Consider the following 22,106-nt stretch of genomic DNA (forward strand, 5'->3'; position numbering starts at 1 on the left):
GCCGGTTCACGAGATCCAATCCTCGCCCGATCCGGCTCCGAATGCCTCATGTGCACACCAAAGGTCGACGCATCGGCGTCATCGGTAGCGGCGTGGCCGGTCTCACGGCCGCGTACCTGCTGCAACGGCGTTACGAGGTACTGCTGTTCGAAGCCGACGACAGGCTGGGCGGGCACGCGCACACCCACGACGTCCCGAGCGCGCACGGCGGCACCGTCGGCGTCGACTCCGGGTTCATCGTGCACAACGAGCGTACCTACCCGAACCTGCTCCGCCTGTTCGCCGAACTGGGCGTCGCCACCCGCGACACCGAGATGTCGATGAGCATCCGCTGCGACGGCTGCGGGCTCCAATACGCCGGTGCCAAGGGACTGACCGGCCTGTTCGCCCAGCCGCGCAACGTCGCACGCGGCAGGTATCTGCGGATGCTCGCCGACGTCAAACGCTTCCACCGGCACGCGAAGCGCGTCCTCGACGCGCCCGAGGCCGGAGACGTCACCCTCGGCGCGTTCCTCGCGATCGGCGGGTACACGAAGTACTTCGTCGACCATTTCATGCTCCCGGTCGTCTCGACCGTCTGGTCCGCCGACCGCACCGACACGCTGAAGTATCCCGCGCGGTACCTGTTCGAGTTCCTGCGCAACCACGGGATGCTGTCGGTCGGCGGGTCACCGAGGTGGCGCACCGTCGTGGGAGGCTCGCGCGAGTACGTCCAACTCGCCGCCAAGCAGCTGACGGCCGTGCACCTGTCGACGCCGGTCCGCTCGGTGAAGCGCACCGCCAGGGGGGTCGAGGTCCGCGACGACGCCGACACGCGGCATCGGCTCGACAAGGTCGTCCTGGCCACGCACGCGGACCAGGCGCTGAAGCTGCTCGCTTCGCCGACCGAGGCCGAGCGCGAGCTCCTCGGCTCGTTCCGGTACTCCAGCAACGAGGCGTGGCTGCACACCGACACCGGCGTGCTCCCGACGGCGGAATCGGCGCGGGCGGGCTGGAACTACGCCACCCCGTTCTGCGGTGCCGGCCACGGCGCGGTCCAGGTGTCCTACGACATGAACCGCCTGATGCGGCTCGACGAACCGACCGGCTACGTCGTCACGCTCAACCGGGCGCCGTGCCCGACGCCGGTTCGGTGCTGGCCAGGATGACCTACGAGCACCCCGTCTACACCCCGGCATCCGTGGCTGCCCAGCGTCGGCTGGGCGAGCTGAACGACGACACGGTCGCCTTCGCCGGCGCGTACCACGGCTGGGGGTTCCACGAGGACGGCTGCGCGTCCGGCGTGCGCGCCGCCGAGAACTTCGGGGTGCGCTGGTGACCGTCATGGCCGTGCTCTACGACTCCACGGTGGCGCACGTCCGGCGCGCCGATCCGCCGATCTCGTTCGCCCACCGGATCTACCTGTGGTTCGTCGACCTCGATGTGCCGCCGAAGCTGCCGTGGTGGTTGCGCCCCTTCGCCCGCTTCGATCCGCGAGACCACTTCGCGCCCGGGGACACCTCCAGTATCAGGTCCAAATTGGACCGCTGGCTCGCGGCGCGCGACGTCGACCTCCGCGGCGGCCGGGTGCTGATGCTGGCCGGGGCGCGGATGCTCGGCCACAACTTCAACCCGATCACCCTGTACTGGTGCCACCGGCCCGGCGGGGAGCTCGAATGCGTCGTCGCCGAGGTCCACAACACCTACGGCGGCAGGCACGCGTACCTCCTTCGGCCCGACGCCGACGGGAACGCCTTCGCGGACAAGGAGTTCTACGTCTCGCCGTTCCAGTCGATGGACGGCGAGTACCGCATGGAGGTGCCGAGGCCCGGGTCGCTGCTCTCGGTCAAGATCGCCCTCCGTCACGACGGGCGGACGCCGCTGACCGCGTCACTGCGCGGGGTGCGGCGGCCCGCCACCGCCGGGTGGCTGGCGCACATGCTGATCACCCGCCCGCTCATGCCGTATCGGGTCTCCGCGCTGATCCGGCGGCATGGCGTCAAACTGTGGTTGAAGAAGGCGCCGATCACCCAGCGGACGCCGCGGACGGCCGGAGGCACGCTTGATGGATGAATCGGCACGCCCGCGCCGGATGGCGCCCGTTCCCGGCGACGGTGAACCGGCCGGACCGACGGCCGAGGATCTGCTCGTCCGGGTCGCGAAGGGCGACGAGCGCGCCTTCGACGCCTTGTACGACCGGCTCGCCGGCCCGGTCCTCGGCCTCGTGCGGCGGATCCTCCGTGACGCCGCGCAGTCCGAAGAGGTCACCCAGGAGGTCATGGTGGAGCTGTGGCGCACGGCCACGCGCTACTCCCCGGAGCGGGGGAGCGCGCTGAACTGGGCCATGACGCTCGCGCACCGCCGCGCCGTCGACCGCGTCCGCTCGGCGCGCGCCAGTTCGGATCGCGAGGTCAAGGCGACCTTCGAGGCCGCCCGCGCCCGGCCGTTCGACGAGGTGGCCGAGGCCGTCGCGGCCCGCTGGGAACGTTCGCAGGTGCGCCGCTGTCTTACGACCTTGACCGAGCTGCAACGGGAATCCGTGCTGCTCGCCTACTACCAGGGCTACACCTATCGCGAGGTCTCGGAAGTGCTGCAGACCCCGCACGGGACCATCAAGACGCGGCTCCGGGACGGCCTGATCAGGCTCCGGGACTGTTTGGGGGTGACGGCATGACCATGCCCGAGATGCACACGCTCACCGGCGCCTACGCCGTCGACGCGCTGTCCGATGTGGAACGTGCCCAGTTCCAGCGGCACCTCGCCGAATGCGCGTCGTGCGCGCAAGAGGTCCTCGAACTGCAGATGACCGCGACCCGGCTCGGCGCCGCGCTGGCCGAGGACCCGCCGCCGGAACTCAAACGCCGCGTGCTCGCCGAGGCGATGGCGACCAGGCAGCAGCCGCCGATGACGCGGTTCGGCGCCGGGGAGCGCGTCAAGGACCGGCGCCGCGCCCCGCGCTGGGCGATCGCCGCGGTCGCGGCGGCGGTCGTCGGGCTGGCGGGCACCGCCGTGTTCGGCGGGATCGCCTACGACAGCCACTCGCGGCTGACCGCCGTCCGGGAGCAGGCGTCGCAGTACGCGGAGCGGTACGCCCCGGTCGCCGACGTCCTGTCGGCCGCCGACCTCCGCACCGGGCACGCCGAGACCTCGGCGGGCGGCGGAGGGACCGTGATGATGTCGCGCGCGAAGGACCGGCTGGTGTTCATGGCGGCGCGGCTGCCGAAGAACGAACCAGGCCGGATCTACCAGGCCTGGCTCATGTACCCGGGCACCGCGCCCAAACCCGCCGGGCTCATTCCCGGTGGTCAGGACGGTGCGCTGCTGGTCGCCGAAGGAATCGGCGGCGCCGAGAAGTTCGCGCTCAGCGTCGAACAGGAGGGCGGATCACCGACCGGGACGCCGTCGAAGGACGTCGTCATGGTCATGTCGATGCCCACCTGATCTTCGCTCTTACCAGGCCGCCGTTCGCCGCCGCGACCGGGTCTCGCTCTTGCGCCCGCGAACATGTTGTGGCAAAACACCTTTGCGACACACGGCGTGGCTACTGGATTCGAGCCAGCCTGGTGCATACCGTCCTGCTTCAACGTCGGCAGTTGACATAACTCTCAATCTGAACTTCAGCTCGAGGGTTCGGCACAGGCTCAGCGACCGGCGGGCAGCACGAGCACACACGATCAGGAAGGCGGCTCCGATGACGCCCCCGCACAACTACCTTGCGGTGATCAAGGTCGTCGGTATCGGCGGCGGCGGAGTGAACGCCGTGAACCGCATGATCGAGGTCGGCCTCAAGGGTGTCGAGTTCATCGCGGTGAACACCGACGCTCAGGCACTGCTCATGTCCGACGCCGACGTCAAGCTCGACATCGGCCGGGAACTGACCCGCGGCCTCGGTGCCGGCGCCGCCCCCGAGGTGGGGCAGAAGGCCGCCGAGGACCACCGCGAAGAGATCGAAGAGGTCATCAAGGGCGCCGACATGGTGTTCGTGACCGCGGGCGAGGGCGGTGGCACCGGCACCGGTGGCGCGCCGGTCGTCGCCCAGATCGCCCGCAAGCTCGGCGCGCTGACCATCGGCGTCGTCACCCGCCCCTTCACCTTCGAGGGCAAGCGCCGCAGCAAGCAGGCCGAAGAGGGCATCCAGCAGCTGCGCAACGAATGCGACACCCTCATCGTCATCCCGAACGACCGGCTGCTGCAGCTGGGCGACATCGGTGTCTCGCTGATGGACGCCTTCCGCTCGGCGGACGAGGTCCTGCTTTCGGGTGTCCAGGGCATCACCGACCTGATCACCACGCCGGGTCTGATCAACCTGGACTTCGCCGACGTCAAGAGCGTCATGTCCGGCGCGGGCTCCGCGTTGATGGGCATCGGCTCGGCGCGCGGCGAGGGACGGGCGATCCAGGCCGCGGAGAAGGCGATCAACTCGCCGCTGCTGGAAGCGTCGATGGACGGGGCGCACGGCGCGCTGCTGTCGATCGCGGGCGGCTCGGACCTCGGCCTGTTCGAGATCAACGAGGCCGCGTCGCTGGTCCAGGAGTCCGCGCACCCCGACGCCAACATCATCTTCGGGACGATCATCGACGACTCGCTCGGCGACGAGGTCCGGGTCACCGTGATCGCGGCCGGTTTCGACGCCGGCACCCCGACCCACAAGAAGCTCGACCCGCCGGCGTTCGGCTCCCGGTCGAACTCGACCGCGTCCGCGCAGGCCGGTCAGGTCAACGGTGGCGGGGCGACCCCGGTGCAGAGCCCGCCTTCGGGTGCCACGCCCGTGCCGTCGACCGGTTCGAACGGCTACCCGGTCGCGCCGCCGCGCACGCACACGCCGATGCCGTCCGCCCGCAACGAGGGCAACGGCTCCATGACCGGCGGGCTCCCGCAGCCCGGCGGCGGCTCGCGCGGCTACTCGCCGATCGGGTCGAACTCGAACCACGGCAGCCTGCCCGGCCGCGCCACCCCGGTGCACGACGACCCCTCGGACGACGAGGTCGACGTTCCCCCGTTCATGCGGCGGTAGCACTCGCCAGTACGTTCCGTGAAGGCCTCCTTGACTACAGTCGAGGGGGCCTTCACTCAGGTCTAGGAGGAAACGCGTGCGGGTACGGCGGGTTGTCACGACAAGGGCGGGCGGGGCTTCCCGGCCGCCTTACGACACCTTCAACCTCGGTGATCACGTCGGCGACGACGCGGGCGACGTCTACGCCAACCGCAAACGTCTCGCCACCGAACTCGGCCTCGCCGAGGACAGGCTGGCGTGGATGGAGCAGGTCCACGGCCGGACGGCCACCATCGTCGACGGTTCGGAGACCTCCGCCGCCGAAGCGACCGACGCGCTCGTGACCGCCGAGCCCGGGCTCGCGCTCGTAGTGCTCGTCGCCGACTGCGTGCCGCTTCTGCTGGCCGACGCCGAAGCCGGTGTCGTCGCCGCCGTCCACGCGGGCCGCGTCGGTGCCAGGGTCGGCGTCGTCCCCGCCGCCGTCGAGGCGATGCGTTCGGTCGGCGCCGAACCGGCCCGCACCGAAGCGCTGCTCGGCCCCGCGATCTGCGGCGACTGCTACGAAGTCCCCGCCGACATGGCCGCCGACGTCGAGAAGCACGTGCCGGGCAGCGCCTGCAAAACCCGCAAGGGGACGCCGGGCCTCGACCTGCGCGCCGGGCTCTGGCGGCAGCTGGCCGACCTCGGCGTCGGCAAGATCGGCGTCGATCCGCGCTGTACCAACGAAGACAAGACCCTCTTCAGCTTCCGCCGCGACGGCACCACGGGCCGGATCGCGGGTATCACGTGGCTGGACGCGTCGTGAGTGACGCACGGAAGGCGGAACTCGCCGCGTCCCTCGCCGAAGTGGAAAAGCGGATCGCCGCCGCGTGCGAGGCCGCCGGCCGGGCCCGCGACGAGGTCAAGCTGCTCGCGGTCACCAAGACCTTCCCGGCGCTCGACGCCGCGCTGCTAGCCGACCTCGGTGCGCTGGACCTGGCCGAGAACCGCGATCAGGAGGCGGGCGCGAAGGCCGAAGAGGTCGCCGGTCTCCGGCCGGACGCCCCGATCCGCTGGCATATGGTCGGCAGCCTGCAGCGGAACAAGGCCAAATCGGTCGTGCGCTGGGCGGACGAGGTCCAGTCCGTCGACTCCGAACGCCTCGCCGACGCGCTCGCGAAGGCGACCAAGTCGGCGCTGGATTCCGGGCAACGCGAGCACCCGCTGGACGTCCTCATTCAAGTAAGTCTCGATGACGATCCGAAGCGCGGGGGCATTCGGTTGAGCGAAGTGAGCCATTTGGCGGAGCGGATAGCCCATGTGGGTGATATTCGCCTCCGAGGGCTTATGGCGGTGGCGCCGCTGGGTACTGATCCCGCGGAGGCGTTCGGGAAACTCGCTCGTGCGTCGGAGCGTCTACGGGAAGAACACCCAAAAGCCCGTGAGATCTCCGCCGGAATGAGCAATGATCTCGAGCAGGCGATCACGCACGGCTCGACCTGTGTGCGTGTCGGAACCGCGTTGCTCGGTGGGCGCGGTTTAGCCTCGCCCTAGGGAATACCGTCTCGTCGTTACGGGGAGTGGCGGCGAGGGCGGGGGAGTACGGTGCGGGACGCGGCTAAGGCTAGGGAGAGGCATGAGCGCGCTGCAGAAGCTGAAGGCCTACTTCGGGATGGTGCCCGCGGACGAAGACGGCTACGACGTCGAGGACGACTACCGGCGAGGTTACGCCTCGAAGGAATACGCCGACGACGAGTACGACTACGACGACGAGCCGCCGGCCCGGTCACGGGGTGGACGTTACCGGGACGTCGATGACACGTATGACGAGCCTGCGCCGCGGCCTCGGTCACGCTCCGTGGCCAGCCCGGAGCCTGCCGTCCACGGAGCGCTGGCGATCGACCGCCAGCCGGAGCCGGTCGCGCGGCTGCGGCCGGTCACCGAGCCGGTGCGTCCGGCGGTGCGTGACCCGTTGAGCCGGATCACGACGCTGCACCCGACGAGCTACGCGGAAGCGCGCGCGATCGGGGAGCACTACCGGGAGGGCATCCCGGTGATCATGAACCTCACGGAGATGGAGAACGCGGACGCGAAGCGTCTCGTGGACTTCGCCGCGGGGCTCGCTTTCGCGTTGCGCGGATCGATGGACAAGGTCACCAACAAGGTGTTCCTTCTCTCACCGCCCGATGTGGATGTCACCGCGGAAGACCGCCGACGGATTGCCGAAGGCGGATTGTTCCTGCGCGGCTGATCACCCGGTGACCGCTGAGCGCAGCCGGATGTGATTTTGTCGACTCATCGCCATCCGCGGCCCGTCGACTGCGTCTTTTGACGCGAGGCATGGCAGAGTGGTTACGTGAATGCTGTGTTGCTGGTCGTCTGGTACGTGCTGTTCGCCTTCTGGCTCCTGCTGACGGCACGGATCGTCGTCGAGCTCGTGCGTGCTTTCGCTCGCGAGTGGCGTCCTGCCGGAGGGGTTGCGGTAACGCTCGAGACCATCTACACAGTGACCGACCCACCGGTTCGTCTGTTCAGACGAATCATCCCGACCGTACGAATCGGCGGCGTCGGACTGGACTTATCGATTATGGTGCTGCTGTTGGTTGTGTTCTTCGCGATGCAGCTGGCAACGCCAGGGTGATTTTCGGGGAAGCCCCGGTGGACCTGCAGGCCATGGAGTGCGTGAGGTGATCTGATGTCGTTGACCCCCGCTGACGTGCATAACGTCGCGTTCAGCAAGCCGCCCATTGGCAAAAGGGGCTACAACGAGGACGAGGTGGACGCGTTCCTCGACCTGGTGGAGACCGAGCTTGCCCGGTTGATCGAGGACAACAACGAGCTGCGGCAGCAGGTCGAACAGCTCGACAACGAGCTCGAGACCACCCGTGGTGAGCTCGAGAACGCCAAGGCCGGCGCCGTCGGCCCGCCGCCGCAGGTACGCGACGAGCCGTCGCGCCGCCTGGCGCCGGTGCCGCCGCCGCAGTCGGCGATGGAGCAGACCCAGGCCCACTCGATGGTGCCGGACAACGGGGAGCCCAACGTCCAGGCCGCGAAGGTGCTCGGGCTGGCGCAGGAAATGGCCGACCGGCTCACCGCCGAGGCCAAGACCGAGTCGGACGGCATGCTCGCCGAAGCCCGGACCAAGTCCGAGCAGCTGCTGTCGGACGCGCGGTCCAAGTCGGACTCGATGGTGAACGAGGCACGCACGCGTGCCGAGACCATGCTGAACGACGCGCGAACCCGTGCCGAAACCTTGGAGCGCCAGGCGCGCGACAAGGCGACGACCATGGAGCGCGAGGCTCAGCGCAAGTACACCGAGACCATGAACAACATGAACGCGGAGAAGGGCTCGCTGGGCAAGAAGATCGAGGAGCTGCGCACGATCGAGCGGGAGTACCGCACGAGGCTGCGCGGGTTCCTCGAGTCCCAGCTGCGTGAGCTCGACGACCGTGGTTCGGCCGCTCCCGCGTCGGCGTCCTCGTCGAGCTCGGGGCAGTCTTCGTCCTCCGGTAGCGGACAGGGTTACTCGTTCGGCCCGCGGGCCGAAGCGGGCTGATCAGGTTTCGTTTCTACACAGTGGAACGGCCTCGGCACTCTCCGGAGGGTCGGGGCCGTTTCGCTTGGCCCTCGTGTTGTAATTCACCGTGCTCTACATCGTCCTGGTACTGGTACTGGCGGCTCTGGGGCTGCTCGTCGCGGCGCTCATCACCGCGAACTCCCTGTGGGCTTGGATCTCCATCGGTGTCTCCGTCGTCGCGGGGTTGCTGCTCCTCTTCGACCTGCTGCGCCGCCGCAAGAAGCGCGCGGCTCCTGCTGAAGAGGACACGTCCTCGTCCGACGAGTCCGACGAGGACGAACCCGCCGAGGATGAGGAACAGAAACCCGAGGACGCCGAGCAGACCGTCCTGATGCCCGCCGCCGGTGAACTGGGCGACGCGGAGGACACCCCTGAGCCTCAGCAGAGCGGCGACCCCGGCGAGGAGAAGAGCGATCCCGAGGATGTGGCGGTCGTCTCCGAACTCGAGGTCGAAGTCGTCGTCGTCGACGAGTACCCGCGCTATCACGTGACCTCTTGCGCGTGGCTCGAAACGCGGGACACGATCCCGCTCGGCATCGGTGAGGCACGGCAGCTCGGGTTCACGCCGTGCGCGCTGTGCAAGCCCGACGCCGAGATCGCCGGACAGCACCGCGAGAACGCCTAGAGCTTCTGGGCCGCCTCGCCGACCGCCACGACGTCGGCGGCGATCGTGTCGAGCACCAGGCGCTGCTCCTCGTCCGCGTCGCGGGGCACCGGGATCTCCGCTGCCTCGTCGGTCCCGAGCGTGCGGGCCGCCTCGTCGACGGCGTCCGCCACTCCGGCCGAGCCGGGGCGCAGCAGGAGCGACGACGCCGTGACGGACAGACCGCGCAAGGCTTCGGCCGCGTTCTCCAGCGCGTCCCGCTGGCCTGGCGCCGGTTCCTTCGTGCCCGGCTCTGCGGCGAGCAGGCCGTGGTGCGCGACGGCGGCTTCACGGAACTCACGGCCGAGCGTCCGCGGATCGACGTCCTCGCCGCGCAGTTTCCGGGCCACCGAGCCGAGCAGCGCGCGGGTGGCGGCGACGGCGCTCTCGAACCGTTCCGCCGGGCCGGGTTTCGGCACGCCGGGGATCGCGGCGAAACCGAACAGCAGGGCGATGGCGCCGGCGAGGACCATCAGGAGCAGGTACTCGACGAGTACGTAACGCGGGTCGAGATGCCTGGTGGTCGCGTTCATGCCGACCGACATCAGGACCATGCAGCCGTTGAAGATCGCCGGACGCGTCCGCATGACCGAGAACCCGCCGAGCAGTGCGACGAGCCCGATCGGCAGCAGAACCCCTTGCGGCAGAAGCCAAAGAACGAGAGTGAGCACGACGGCGCCGCCGAGTGAACCGGCGATCCGCTGCCAGGCCTTGCCGAGGCTGTCCCGCCATTCCGGTTGCATGATGGCGAAAGTGGCGAGCAGGAACGAGACGGTGAGCGGGTCGCCCGGCCGGAAACTCGCGACCACCAGCGCCAGCCCGACGCCGAGCCCGCAGCGGAGCGCGTGCCGGAACTGTGCCGACCGCCAGGAAAACGCGCCGCTCAGCTCGATCCGGCGCAGTTCTCCGCGGAGTCCTTTCGGAACGTCCACACGCGACTCATCGCGTTCGATCGCCGCGGCCCGGATGGTTTCGAGAGCCTCCCAGAGCGCGGTGACGAGCCTCGCCGTGGCACCGGGAAGCGCGGTGAGTTCCTTGCGGCGCACCGGTTCGATGTCTCCCGGTGCCGCCAGACTCCGGACAGCGTCGGCGAGCCTGACGGCTTCCTCCCTGGCAGCGTCTAGCGTTTCGCCGATTTCCTCGCTGTCGAGCCGTTTCCCGCGGATCTCCAGCAGCCCGGTGGCCGCGCGGTAGCGGAACATGCCGCCGAGGACCCGGCCGGTCCAGCGACGAGGCCGGTCCGCGAGCCAAAGCCTCGCCGCGCGCTCCTGCGTTTCGGGCGCACCGGTCGCCAGCGCGTCGGCCAGCGCGTCACGGGTCGGCTTGGCCGGATCCTTCGCGCCCATCAACGCCCGCAACAGGATCACGACGCCGACCGCGAGCGCGGGCGCGCCCAGGATCTGCCCCGCCGACGCCGTCCCCGTCAGTTGGAAGCCATACCCGAACAGCGACGCCATCCCGAGCCCCAGCCCGACCGTGACGAACCGGGTCCCGAGCACGGGCAACAACCCGGCGACGACCACGATCGCCACCAGCAGCGCGATCGCCGCCCACTGCGACACCGCGCCCAGCAACCGCGGCACCCCGACCGCGAGGATCAGCGCGGGCGCGAACCACGCCAGCAACCGCAGATCCGCCCAAAGCGGTCCACCCGCCGCCGCCATGAGGCAGAAGAGCGCGGTGAGGGCCGCCAGGACGGCCGCGCTGCCCAGTCCCAGGAGGAATCCGAGCCCGCTGACGCCGCCGAGGACGACCAGGAGGGCTATGAGGAGGCCGGGCCCTTTCATCGGGCCTCGCAGATCGGCATACCCGTCAACCTAGAGGCGGTGGTTGGGACGGCAACTCGGGCCCTGGGTGGTGGGCGACTGTTCACGTTACTCACGGCGGGAGGATCTGTGCTGAGTCAATTCGATCAGAGCCATTAAGTGCTCATTGTGCTTCGCATCCTTAAAGCTGCTTCGCGGCTTTAAGACTCCTTCGCAGCTGTCGTCACCGGTCCTTTCGGAACACTTTTCTGCGTTGGTCTGTTTGGGCTAGCGCAGGTGTTCGATTCGGAGTAGTGTCGGTGTCGTGGCCAGCAACGATGCACCCCAGGAGACGTCCACCGAGTGGTGGCGCGTCGACACCGCGACGCTGCATGCCCGCAAACAGGAACTGGAAGTCCTGAAGCGCCAGATGGATGCGGAGCAGAACGCGATTCTCGCGGAAATCAATTCTCGCGGGGTGCGTGGGTGTAGTGGTCATTCGACGTTGTCGGCGTTGATTTTCGAGGACTTCCTGGTGGCCGACAAGGAAGCCGACGCCCGCGCCGACCGTGTCCTGGCGCTGCATCCCGGCCCCGCGATCGGCGGAGACCCCGAACCCCCGCTGGCACCCTTGACCGCCCAGGCCGCGGCGGAAGGCGCGATCGGGGGTTCGCAGATCGATGCGATCATCCGGACCCTGGCGCGGATCCCGTCCACTGTTCCAGAGGAGGATGTGCGGGCTGGGGAGGCGATCCTGGTGACGTTGGCGCGTCGGGCGGGGCCGCGGCAGATCGCCCGCGCCGGACGCCGCCTGCTGGACAAGCTGGATCCGGACGGGAAAGAACCCCGTAACGAGGACCCGAAGGACACCCGGCCGGAGTTGCGGTTCGTCAAGCACCGGGACGGCACCCTCGGGTTGAAAGGCACCCTCGATCTGGAAACCTATGCGCGGTTGAAGTCCGATCTGGATCCGATGGCCAAGCCCCACAAAGCCATCGACGGGGTCCGCGACTCCCGCAGCCAGGACGAACGCTACGGAGACGCTTTTACCGACTATGTGCGGTTGAAGACCACCAGCCGCAACCTTCCGGGCCAGGCAGGCGAAGCCACCCACATTCTGGTCACCATGTCCTACGAGGATCTGATCAACGATCTCGGTGAAGCACATTTGGATCTGGTCGGGCCGATCAGCGCCACCGACGCCCGCATCCTCGCCTGTGACGCCCGCGTCCGCCCCGGCGTCCTCGGCACCGCGGGCGAACCGCTGGACATCGGCCGGTCGAAACGCACCGTGTCCCTGGCGCAGAAGTACGCGTTGACCCTCCGCGACGGCGGTTGCGCGTTCCCGGGCTGTGACATGCCGGTGCCGCGCTGTACGGCCCATCACATCGTTTTCTGGCGCCACCACGGCGAAACGAAGATCGACAACCTCGTGCTGCTCTGCACCAAGCACCACCGGTTGATCCACCGCAGCGAATGGAAAGTCCAGATCGCCCAAGACGGGCTCCCCGACTTCACACCGCCCGCCTACCTCGACCCCACCGGCACGCCGAGGCGGAACACCATGCACCTCAGGACATAGGCCGTTGGTGACTGTATAACGACCTACACGGCTGCGCTCCGGTGCGCCCGCAGCGTGCCGATGCCTCGGACACTCGTCGAATCGACGCGGATCGCGAACTCGAAGTGGTCCTCCAAGCCCTGGCGAGTCGTCCTGACGATCACGTGTTCCAGGACCCGGTCCCACGCCCGTCCGCGGTCCACTTCCGCGACCGCTCATACGCGGCGCAGCCGCTCAGGCAGTTCACGCCACGGCGCACCCATGCGCGCATGCACAAATCGCGTAGCCAATGCCGTCCCGCTGCCCCGTTTCCGCCGGAAGCAACGGCGCGATCATCGCCCACACCATCAGGCGCGCAAAAGGTAAGCCCGATCCCGCAATGCCAGGGCCCGCGCCGTGGGCGCCAGCCGGACGGCCTCTTCGGCGGCGTCGGCGGCGTCTTCGAAACGGTCCATCGTCAGGAAGAGCTCCGCGAGATCGGCGCGGGCCCAGCCGAGCGCGTCGGTGTTCTCGGCGGACTCGAAGCTTTCGGCAGCCATGAGGAGCCGGAATGCCGCCTCGTCGAGATCGCCGAGCGCCTGCGAGAGCTTTCCGTGGGTGTACAGCACCTCGGCCTGCACCTCGGGGATTCCGCCGACGGGGTCGGGCTTGTCGATCAAGTCGAGGGCGGCCTTCGGATCGCCTGTGAACGCCAGGATCCACACCGCCATCAGCCGTGCGCGGGCGGCGTTCGTGTAGTCGAACCTCGCCAGGAAGAGGTCGATGGCCTCGCGCGCGAACGTCAAGGCTCGCAAGGGGTCCTCTTCCAGAGACAGCGCGGCGAGTCGGAACGCGCGTGCCCCGGGATCGCGGTCGGTGGCTCCGGCAGGTTCGCCGGAGCCGGCGAGACGGCGCGCGAGCAGTTCACCTTCGGGGTTCGGCAGGAGCTCGTCGAACCGTTCCCACATGATGGCCGCGAACTCCGGATCGTCTTCGCTGCGTTCGGCTAGGGAAGCCAGTTCCTCGACGGTCTTCGGATAGATCACGAGCCGCGACCCGATCTGCTTGGTGCCGGGGAGCAACGCGGATCCCAGGTCCACTGCGATCGGTGCCGGATCCGCCGCGAGCAATGCCCGGATCCGCTCGCTCTGCACGGAGTTGCCGTTGCGGGCGTCGAACCGGGCGGCGATCTCCAGCGCCAGGGACGCGTGGGATTCCGTCACCAAGGCCGCCGCGGCGTGGAACTCCATCGTCCCGAAGGGCGTCGATCGCCACCCGCCATGCCGGTCGACCAGTTTCCGGGCCGCGGCGTGATTTCCTGTCCGCGCGCAGAACTCGATGTGCCGGGCCAGCGAGCCGAGCTCGGCCGGCTTGGTCCAGAAAGCCGAATAAGACGCCCGGAAGGCTTCCACCGCGTCGTCGAGCCGGCCGGCTCGGGCGAACGGGAGCATCAGTGCCGCGAGCATCGCGTGCGGCTGCCGGGAGCAGCGGTCGTCGTCGGAGACGAAGAGCTCGACGGCGTCGTCGACGCGGCCGACCCGGAGCAGGTGGTCGATCCTCAAGCCGATGTCGCACCGGTCGCACCGCGAGCTTTCCGCGGGGGCCTCGTACCGGACGTCCGCCTCGGCGCCGAGATGCGACGCGATGATCAGGCGGTTGTCGGGCATCGGCCAGAAGAGCCGTTCACCTTCGTCGAGCACGGCGAGGGTGTCCGCGAGCGGAACGCGCGGGTCTTCGACGAACGCCTCGGCCAGGTAGTCGAACACCGGCCTGAGCTCGGGATCGCCGGAGTCCAGACACCGGGAGAGGGGCTCGAGCGCCTTCGCGGGCTCGCCGCCGAGCAGGTACGCGGTGGCGAGCCGGACGCGCGCCTCGTGCCGATGTGCGATCAAGCCGAGCGCGTCCACGCGACGAGTCACCTTCTCGAGCGCGGCGATCTGTCCCGGGCCCTCCCACATCCGGTCGGTGACGCGGATCTGGCGCCACAGCTGTTCTTCGGTGTCCATCACCCTCCTCGGGCGGGAGCCTAATCACGGCCGCCGCCCGCCGCCTCCGAGTTTCCACCCACCCCGGACAACCCGGTTGCCCCCGCGCGCTACCCTTGAATGAACTGGCACCGATCCGGCCATCACCGGGGAGCCTCCGGAAGAACAGGGCCTCTGTCCTCGCAGATGAGCCCCCAGTAGAACCGGACGGGTACGGCCCGTCACAGCCGTCGAATGAGCGGCCCAGCCGGAACACCACCGGCCGGGCAAGCGGGGTGGTACCGCGGAACGCGCCGGAAACGGCCGTCTCGTCCCCGTGTGGGTGAAAGCCCGTACGAGAGAGACGAAACGCGAGGAGCACCGAAGATGTATCCCAAGGCACAGGTGGACGGCGAGACCGGCGTCCCGTCCCAGCCTTCGTTCCCCGAGTCGGAGAAGCGCGTCCTCGCGTACTGGGAATCCGATCGGACCTTCCAGGCTTCGATCGACGCCCGCGACCCCGGCGTCAACGGTTCGAACGAGTACGTCTTCTACGACGGCCCGCCGTTCGCCAACGGTCTCCCGCACTACGGTCACCTGCTCACCGGGTACGTGAAGGACCTGGTGCCGCGTTACCAGACCATGAAGGGCAAACGCGTCGAGCGCCGCTTCGGCTGGGACACCCACGGCCTTCCCGCCGAGCTCGAGGCCATGCGCCAGCTCGGGATCACCGAGAAGTCCGAGATCGACGCGATGGGCATCGACGTCTTCAACGAGGCGTGCCGCGAGTCCGTGCTGCGCTACACCGGCGAATGGCAGGACTACGTCACCCGCCAGGCCCGCTGGGTCGACTTCGACAACGACTACAAGACGCTCGACCTGTCCTACATGGAGTCGGTCATCTGGGCGTTCAAGCAGCTGTGGGACAAGGGCCTGGTCTACGAGGGCTACCGCGTCCTGCCCTACTGCTGGCGCGACGAGACCCCGCTGTCCAACCACGAGCTGCGCATGGACGACGACGTCTACGCCAGCCGTCAGGACCCGGCCGTCACGGTCGGTTTCCGCTTGGAGGGCAACGACAACGAGCTCGACGGCACCTACCTGCTGATCTGGACCACGACCCCGTGGACGCTGCCGTCCAACCTCGCGACCGCGGTGCACCCGGACGTGCGGTACGTCGTGGTGGAAAGTGACGGCAAGCGGTTCCTGCTCGCCGAAGCGCGCGTCGCCGCGTACGCCCGCGAGCTCGGTGAGGAGCCGACCGTCGTCGGGCACTACACCGGCACCGAGCTGCTCGGAACCCGTTACGCCCCACCGTTCCCGTACTTCGCCGGGCACGAGAACGCGCACCGCGTGCTGTCCGCGGACTACGTCACGACCGAGGACGGCACCGGTGTCGTCCACATCGCGCCCGCCTACGGTGAAGAGGACAAGGTCGTCACCGACGCGGCGGGCATCGTCCCGGTCACGCCGGTGGACGCGCAGGGCAAGTTCGACGCGACGGTCTCGGATTACGAGGGCCAGCAGGTCTTCGACGCCAACCCGAACATCATCAAGGATCTCAAGAACGGCACCGGTTCCGCCGGCCGTCAGGGCGCGGTCCTGCTGCGCCACGAGACCTACGAGCACCCGTACCCGCACTGCTGGCGCTGCCGCAACCCGCTGATCTACCGCGCCGTCTCGTCGTGGTTCGTCGCGGTGACCGAGTTCAAGGACCGGATGGTCGAGCTGAACCAGCAGATCACCTGGTACCCGGAGAACGTCAAGGACGGTCAGTTCGGCAAGTGGCTGGAGAACGCCCGCGATTGGTCGGTCTCCCGCAACCGGTACTTCGGCACGCCGATCCCGGTGTGGCAGTCGGACGACCCGGCGTACCCGCGCACGGACGTGTACGGCTCGCTCGACGAGATCGAGCGCGACTTCGGCGTGCGGCTGGAGAACCTGCACCGGCCGTTCATCGACGAGCTGACCCGGCCCAACCCGGACGACCCGACCGGGAAGTCCACCATGCGCCGGATCGAGGACGTCCTGGACGTCTGGTTCGACTCGGGTTCGATGCCGTACGCGCAGGTGCACTACCCGTTCGAGAACACCGAGTGGTTCGAGCACCACTACCCGGGTGACTTCATCGTCGAGTACATCGGGCAGACCCGCGGCTGGTTCTACGTGCTGCACGTCCTGGCGACGGCGCTGTTCGACCGGCCGGCGTTCCGCACCTGCATCTCGCATGGGATCGTGCTCGGCTCGGACGGCCAGAAGATGTCCAAGTCGCTGCGCAACTACCCGGACGTCAACGAGGTCTTCGACCGCGACGGCTCCGACGCGATGCGCTGGTACCTGATGGCGAGCCCGATCCTGCGCGGCGGGAACCTGGTCGTCACCGACAAGGGCATCCGCGACGCCGTCCGCCAGGCCGTGCTGCCGTTGTGGAACTCGTACTACTTCCTCGCGCTCTACGCGAACGCCGAGGGCGTGGAAGGCCAGTGGCGCACGGATTCGAAGCACGTCCTCGACCGGTACGTGCTGGCGAAGACGCACGAACTGGTGACCGACGTCGAGCACGCGCTCGACACCTACGACGTCGCCGGCGCTTGTTCGACCGTCCGTGACTTCCTCGAGGTGCTGACGAACTGGTACGTGCGCCGGTCGCGCGACCGGTTCTGGGCGGGCGAGCAGGACGCGATCGACACCCTGCACACCGTGCTGGAGGTGACGTCGCGGGTGGTGGCGCCGCTGCTGCCGCTGACCACCGAGGTCGTGTGGCGCGGGCTGACCGGCGGCCGTTCGGTGCACCTGACCGACTGGCCGAACGCGCTCGACCTGCCCGCCGACGCGGCGCTGGTGACGGCGATGGACCGGGTGCGCCAGGTGGCGTCTTCGGCGCTCTCGCTGCGGAAGTCGAACAAGCTGCGGGTGCGGTTGCCGCTGGCCAAGCTGGTCGTCGCCGCGCACGAGGCGGAGTCGCTGCGCGAGTTCACCGACATCCTGCGCGACGAGGTCAACGTCAAATCCGTCGAGCTGACCACGGACGTCGCCGCGCACGGCGGTTTCGAGGTCGCGGTGAACGCCCGCGCCGCCGGTCCGCGGCTCGGGAAGGACGTCCAGACGGTGATCAAGGCCGTCAAGGCCGGTGAGTGGACGACGTCCGAGAGCGGCGCCGTCGTGGCGGCCGGGATCGAACTCGTCGAGGGCGAGTACGACCGGCGTCTCGTCGCGAAGGGCGGCGGCGCGGCCGCGGAGCTGCCCGGCGGCGCCGGGCTGGTGCTGCTCGACACCGAGGTGACCGACGAGCTGGCGGCCGAGGGCCTGGCCCGCGACCTGGTCCGGGTCGTGCAGCAGGCCCGCCGTGACGCCGGGCTCGACGTCGCCGACCGGATCGCGCTGACGGTCGACGCGCCGGAAGACGTGGTCACGGCCGCGAAGACGCACGAGGAGTTCGTCGCTTCGGAGACGTTGGCGACTTCGGTGGCCTACGGCGAGGTCGCCGACGGCTCGGCCGGGACGGTCGGGGAGGGCACCAAGGTGACCGTGGCGGTCGCCAAGGCCTGACCCTCGCAAGTGCCAGGAAAGGCCCCTTCATCGCAATTTCGCGATGAAGGGGCCTTTCCTGGTGTTCCCGATCATCGGGATCACGAAACGGATTCGGATCAGCCGCTTTCCCGTCCGAAGCGCGCCTTGCGCGGGGGAAATCGGCAGGCTGACGCCCGGGGGCGCGCGAGGGGCGCGCCGTATGGGGGAGAGCGAATCCATGAGTCCTGCCCGGAAAAGAGGCATCCTGATCGGTGCCGCACTGGCCGTCGTCGCCATCGTGGTGGCAGCGGTGGTGCTGCTGGTCAAGGAGGACCGGGCGCCCGCGGCCTCCGGAGGCGGGCCGGGGGAGTCCACCGCGAACGCGCAGGACAGTCCCGCCCAGGTCGCCACCCGGTTCCTGCGGCTGTTCGACACGGGAGACCTGACCACCGCCCCGGTCGACGATCCGGCGGCGGCCACGAGCGCACTCACCGGGACGCGAAACGCCCTCAACGGGGCCTCGGTCAAGACGTCCCTCGGCGAGGTCCCGACGACGCCGGGTGACGCGCCCTCGACGTCGGCCACCTTCCACGCCGCGTGGACTTTCGGCGGCGGTAGCGTCTGGAAGTACGAAGGCAAGCTGGACCTGGTGCGCAACGCCGGGAAGTGGGTCGTCCGCTGGGCGATGTCGGCGATCCACCCGAAACTCGAAGCCGGGCAGCGGCTCGCTGTCGCTCCGGTTTCGGCCAAACCGATCGTGACCGATCGCGACGGCAAGGCTCTCGTCGGCGGTGATGCGGCAGGTGCCGCGCCGATCCTGCAGGGGGCGTTGTCCAAGGTCGCTTCCGGGGAGAACAGCGGCACCGGAGCGACCGTCACCGTGTCTCGCGTGGACGCCTCCGGCAAGCCGGTCGAGACGCTCTTCGGCCAGGCGGCCGAGACGGACAAGCCGTTGGTTTCGACCTTGAGCGTGGCCTCCCAGACCGCCGCCCAGAAGGCCGTCGACGGCCTTCAAGGCCCGGCGATCATCATCGCGATGAAGACCTCGGGCGAGCTCCTGGCGGTCGCGCAGAACGGCGCCGCCGGGAACCAGCCGAAGGCCCTCAACGGCCTGTACTCGCCGGGTTCGGCCTTCAAGATCGCCACGGCGACCGCGGCGTTGCAGCAGGGCGGCGTCACCGCCGACTCCCCGCTGGCCTGCCCGGGCAGCGAGCAGATCGGGACCCGCACGCTCAAGAACGACAACGGGTTCGACCTGGGGACCGTCTCGCTGAAGACGGCGTTCGCCGCGTCGTGCAACACGACCTTCGGGCGGCTCGCCAAGCAGCTGCCCGCGGACGGTCTTGCCAAGGCCGCGAGCCAGTTCGGTCTCAACGCCGACTTCGAGATCCCGGGACTGTCGACGGAGACCGGCAAGGTGGAGCCGTCCACCGGCGGTGACGAGCAGGTCGAAGCCGGGATCGGACAGGGCAGGGTGCAGGTCAGCCCGCTGGGCGCGGCACTCATGGCCGCGACGGTCGCCACGGGGAAGCCGGTGGTCCCGAAGCTGTGGCAGGGGCTGGAGACCAAGGTCAACGCCGGGTACCAGGCCCCGCCCGCCGGGGTGCTGAACCAGGTCCGCGCGATGATGCGCGAGGTCTGCACGACAGGGACCGCGAAGGCGTTGAGGGGCAGCGGAGCGGTCTTCGGCAAGACCGGGACGGCGCAGTTCGGCTCGGGTGCGGACGCCAACGGCTGGTTCGTCGGCTATCGCGGAGACGTGGCTTTCGCCGTCATGCTCGAAGGTTCCAACGACTCCAAACCCGCGGTGCAGCTGGCGGCGAAGTTCCTGGCGGGCTGACGCTTCGGCGGTCGCCGAACCGTGGGTCTTCTACGGTGGACGCATGGAGACGATCGCCCTGGCCGAGGTCGCGGCCGTGCTCGCCGATCCGAGCCGCGCGTCGATGTGCCTCGCGCTGCTCGACGGGCGTGCCTGGACGGTGACCGAGCTGGCGGGCGCGGCCGACGTGGCCGCGTCGACGGCGAGCGAGCACGTGACGAAGCTGACCGAGGCCGGCTTCGTCGTGCGGGTCAAGCAGGGGAGGCACAGTTACGTCCGGATAGCCGACCCGCGGGTGGCGGAGCTCATCGAGCATCTGGCGCAGCATGCCGAACACCGGCCGGTGAAGGGGCTTCGGTCGTCGGTGCGGGTAAAGCGGCTCGAGTTCGCCAGGACCTGCTACGACCACCTCGCCGGGACGGTCGGCGTCGCGTTGCGGGACGGGATGCTCGCCACCGGGCTGATCGACGACGCCGGCGGCCTGACGCTGACCGATCGTGGCCGGGAGGTGCTCGGCGCGCTCGGGGTGGAGATCGACGGCGGCCGCCGCCCGATGCTGCGCGACTGTCTGGATTGGACGGTCCGGCGTGATCATTTGGCGGGCCGGGTGCCCGCGGCGTTACTGTCTCACGGTGTGAGCGCCGGCTGGTTGTCCCGTGAGGGCAACCGCGCGGTGAAGGTCCTGCCCGCGGCGGAAAAGCCGTTCGCGGAACTCGGTGTCGACCTGGTCGCCCTGCGCAGTCCCTAGTGGACAGTCTGTAACACAGGTTGTCCGGGCACTTTCCGGCCGGTACACGAACGTGTGACGATCACCGCCTCACTATTCTGGAGCCCTCACGGCGACCGGAACGGGAGGCGACATGGAGCAACTCCCGCTCATTCTCGGCACCGGCGGCGCGGTGCTGCTCGTCGCCGTGATCGCCGTCCGGGTGTCGATCCGGGTCGGCCTTCCCTCGCTGCTGCTGTACCTGGGGATGGGGGTCCTGCTCGGCGAAGCCGGGTTCGGCATCCAGTACGACAACCCCGGGCTCACCCAGTCGCTCGGCCTCGCCGCGCTGGTGATGATCCTGTCCGAAGGCGGCCTCACCACCCGCTGGTCGGCCGTGAAACCCTCGCTGGGCATCGGAATCGCACTGTCCACAGTGGCCGTGGTGGTGAGCATCGCGGTCACCGGTGCCACCCTGCACTGGTTACTGGGCCTGGACTGGCGGATGGCGTTGCTGTGGGGCGCGGTACTGGCCTCGACCGACGCCGCGGCCGTCTTCTCCGTGCTGAGATCCGCGGGGATCGGCAAGCGGCTCGTCGGCGCGCTGGAGATCGAGTCGGGTATCAACGACGCCCCGGCCTACATCGCCGTCGTGGTCCTCGCCGAGGGAACGACCATCGACTGGTCCCTGCCGCTGCTGGTGGTCTACGAACTCGCCGCCGGGCTGGTGATCGGCCTGGCCTTCGGCTGGGGCGGGGCGTTCGCGCTGCGCCGGGCGGCGCTTCCCGCCACCGGTCTGTACCCGCTGGCCACGGTCGCGGTCTGCGTCGTGGCGTATTCGAGCGGGCAGCTCGCCCACGCGTCGGGCCTGCTCGCCACTTACGTCGCGGCCCTGGTGCTGGGGAACTCGAAGCTGCCGCACCGGTCGGACACACTGTCCTTCGCCGAAGGGCTCGGCTGGCTCGCGCAGATCGGCTTGTTCGTGTTGCTCGGCCTGTTCGCCTCGCCGAGCAGGATCTTCGAAAGCCTGGTCCAGGGCCTGGTCGCGGGCGCGGTCGTGCTGCTGCTCGCCCGCCCGCTGTCGGTGCTGCTGTCGGCGCTGCCGTTCAAGATCCCCTGGCGAGAACAGGTGTTCCTGTCCTGGGCCGGACTGCGCGGGGCGGTCCCGATCGTGCTCGCGCTGATCCCGCTGTCGTCCGGCGTGCCGGGCGCGCAGGAACTGGTCGACGCGGTGTTCGTGCTGGTCATCGTGCTGACGCTGCTCCAAGGGGCGACGCTGACCCCGCTCGCGAGAATCCTCGGGCTCGCCCAGCACGCCGAGGCGCACGAGATCGACGTCGACTCCGCGCCGCTCGACGAGATGGGCGCGGAACTCCTGCAGGTCCGGATCCACCCGGGATCGAAGATGCACGGCGTGTACCTGGCCGAGCTGCGCCTGCCGGTGGGGGCGACGATCAGCCTCCTCGTCCGCGACGGCTCCGGCTTCACGCCGAACAAGAACACCCGGCTCCAGGAGCGCGACCAGTTACTCGTCGTGACCACCGCCGAAGCCCGTGACGCGGCCGAACGACGCCTGCGGGCCGTCGACCGCGCGGGCCGCCTCGCCAGGTGGAAGGGCGAATCCGGCCAGTAGGTCACGAACCGGCACCAG

17 protein-coding genes and 1 pseudogene are annotated in these 22,106 nt (G+C 69.2%); 16 read left to right on the forward strand and 2 right to left on the reverse strand.

What is annotated here, in order from left to right:
• Nucleotides 1-41 precede the first annotated feature (41 nt).
• The 11 genes and pseudogenes from H4W30_RS01865 (at nt 42) to H4W30_RS01915 (ending at nt 9,153) form a co-directional block, all read left to right on the forward strand.
• Nucleotides 42-1,318, forward strand: a pseudogene (locus H4W30_RS01865) (NAD(P)/FAD-dependent oxidoreductase).
• Nucleotides 1,319-1,323: 5 nt separating this feature from the next.
• Nucleotides 1,324-2,052, forward strand: coding sequence for a DUF1365 domain-containing protein (locus tag H4W30_RS01870; RefSeq protein ID WP_192742383.1), 729 nt, complete (start codon nt 1,324-1,326; stop codon nt 2,050-2,052).
• Nucleotides 2,045-2,653, forward strand: coding sequence for an ECF RNA polymerase sigma factor SigK (gene sigK / locus H4W30_RS01875; RefSeq protein WP_125689216.1), 609 nt, complete (start codon nt 2,045-2,047; stop codon nt 2,651-2,653). The genes H4W30_RS01870 and sigK overlap by 8 nt, the downstream gene beginning before the upstream one ends.
• Nucleotides 2,650-3,420 carry an anti-sigma factor gene (locus tag H4W30_RS01880; protein WP_192741180.1) on the forward strand — a complete coding sequence of 257 codons (771 nt, stop codon included), beginning with the start codon at nt 2,650-2,652 and terminating at the stop codon, nt 3,418-3,420. Before sigK ends, H4W30_RS01880 begins: the two co-directional genes overlap by 4 nt.
• A gap of 250 nt (nt 3,421-3,670) precedes the next feature.
• A complete protein-coding gene (ftsZ, locus tag H4W30_RS01885) occupies nt 3,671-4,993 on the forward strand; it encodes a cell division protein FtsZ (protein ID WP_126733686.1) in 1,323 nt (440 codons plus the stop codon).
• 76 nt (nt 4,994-5,069) lie between these two features.
• Nucleotides 5,070-5,777 carry a peptidoglycan editing factor PgeF gene (pgeF, locus tag H4W30_RS01890; RefSeq protein ID WP_192741181.1) on the forward strand — a complete coding sequence of 236 codons (708 nt, stop codon included), beginning with the start codon at nt 5,070-5,072 and terminating at the stop codon, nt 5,775-5,777.
• On the forward strand, nt 5,774-6,505 hold the full coding sequence (locus tag H4W30_RS01895) for a YggS family pyridoxal phosphate-dependent enzyme (RefSeq protein ID WP_192741182.1): 732 nt from the start codon (nt 5,774-5,776) through the stop codon (nt 6,503-6,505). The genes pgeF and H4W30_RS01895 overlap by 4 nt, the downstream gene beginning before the upstream one ends.
• Before the next feature lie 82 nt (nt 6,506-6,587).
• On the forward strand, nt 6,588-7,202 hold the full coding sequence (locus H4W30_RS01900; RefSeq protein ID WP_192741183.1) for a cell division protein SepF: 615 nt from the start codon (nt 6,588-6,590) through the stop codon (nt 7,200-7,202).
• A gap of 114 nt (nt 7,203-7,316) precedes the next feature.
• Nucleotides 7,317-7,592: a YggT family protein gene (locus H4W30_RS01905; RefSeq protein WP_005155180.1), complete on the forward strand. Its 276-nt coding sequence runs from the start codon at nt 7,317-7,319 to the stop codon at nt 7,590-7,592.
• A gap of 54 nt (nt 7,593-7,646) precedes the next feature.
• Nucleotides 7,647-8,507 (forward strand): DivIVA-like cell division protein Wag31, encoded by an 861-nt coding sequence (gene wag31 / locus H4W30_RS01910; protein WP_192741184.1) that lies wholly within the window; start codon nt 7,647-7,649, stop codon nt 8,505-8,507.
• Between the two features lie 88 nt (nt 8,508-8,595).
• Complete coding sequence (locus H4W30_RS01915; RefSeq protein WP_192741185.1) at nt 8,596-9,153, forward strand: hypothetical protein; 558 nt, start codon at nt 8,596-8,598, stop codon at nt 9,151-9,153.
• Here H4W30_RS01915 and H4W30_RS01920 read toward each other — a convergent pair.
• Nucleotides 9,150-10,958, reverse strand: coding sequence for an FUSC family protein (locus H4W30_RS01920; RefSeq protein ID WP_192741186.1), 1,809 nt, complete (start codon nt 10,956-10,958; stop codon nt 9,150-9,152). The genes H4W30_RS01915 and H4W30_RS01920 overlap by 4 nt on opposite strands.
• A gap of 283 nt (nt 10,959-11,241) precedes the next feature.
• On the opposite strand from H4W30_RS01920, the gene H4W30_RS01925 reads away from it, so the two are divergent.
• The gene (locus H4W30_RS01925) at nt 11,242-12,498 is read left to right on the forward strand and encodes an HNH endonuclease signature motif containing protein (RefSeq protein ID WP_192741187.1); all 1,257 of its coding nucleotides are present in this window, start codon (nt 11,242-11,244) and stop codon (nt 12,496-12,498) included.
• A gap of 326 nt (nt 12,499-12,824) precedes the next feature.
• Here H4W30_RS01925 and H4W30_RS01930 read toward each other — a convergent pair whose 3' ends face one another.
• On the reverse strand, nt 12,825-14,462 hold the full coding sequence (locus H4W30_RS01930) for a hypothetical protein (protein WP_192741188.1): 1,638 nt from the start codon (nt 14,460-14,462) through the stop codon (nt 12,825-12,827).
• A gap of 345 nt (nt 14,463-14,807) precedes the next feature.
• Between H4W30_RS01930 and ileS the strand changes: the two genes are divergently transcribed.
• From ileS to H4W30_RS01950, 4 genes are all read left to right on the forward strand, one after another.
• Nucleotides 14,808-17,969, forward strand: coding sequence for an isoleucine--tRNA ligase (gene ileS / locus H4W30_RS01935; protein ID WP_192741189.1), 3,162 nt, complete (start codon nt 14,808-14,810; stop codon nt 17,967-17,969).
• 199 nt (nt 17,970-18,168) lie between these two features.
• Entirely contained in the window at nt 18,169-19,770 is a 1,602-nt protein-coding gene (locus H4W30_RS01940; RefSeq protein WP_192741190.1) for a penicillin-binding transpeptidase domain-containing protein, read from the forward strand.
• A gap of 43 nt (nt 19,771-19,813) precedes the next feature.
• Nucleotides 19,814-20,497, forward strand: a complete 684-nt coding sequence (locus tag H4W30_RS01945) for an ArsR/SmtB family transcription factor (protein ID WP_192741191.1) — start codon at nt 19,814-19,816, stop codon at nt 20,495-20,497.
• Between the two features lie 112 nt (nt 20,498-20,609).
• Nucleotides 20,610-22,088 (forward strand): potassium/proton antiporter, encoded by a 1,479-nt coding sequence (locus H4W30_RS01950; protein ID WP_192741192.1) that lies wholly within the window; start codon nt 20,610-20,612, stop codon nt 22,086-22,088.
• Nucleotides 22,089-22,106: the final 18 nt, after the last annotated feature.

This window comes from Amycolatopsis roodepoortensis (genome assembly GCF_014873915.1).
In the GTDB taxonomy this organism is placed as follows: Bacteria; Actinomycetota; Actinomycetes; order Mycobacteriales; family Pseudonocardiaceae; genus Amycolatopsis; species Amycolatopsis roodepoortensis.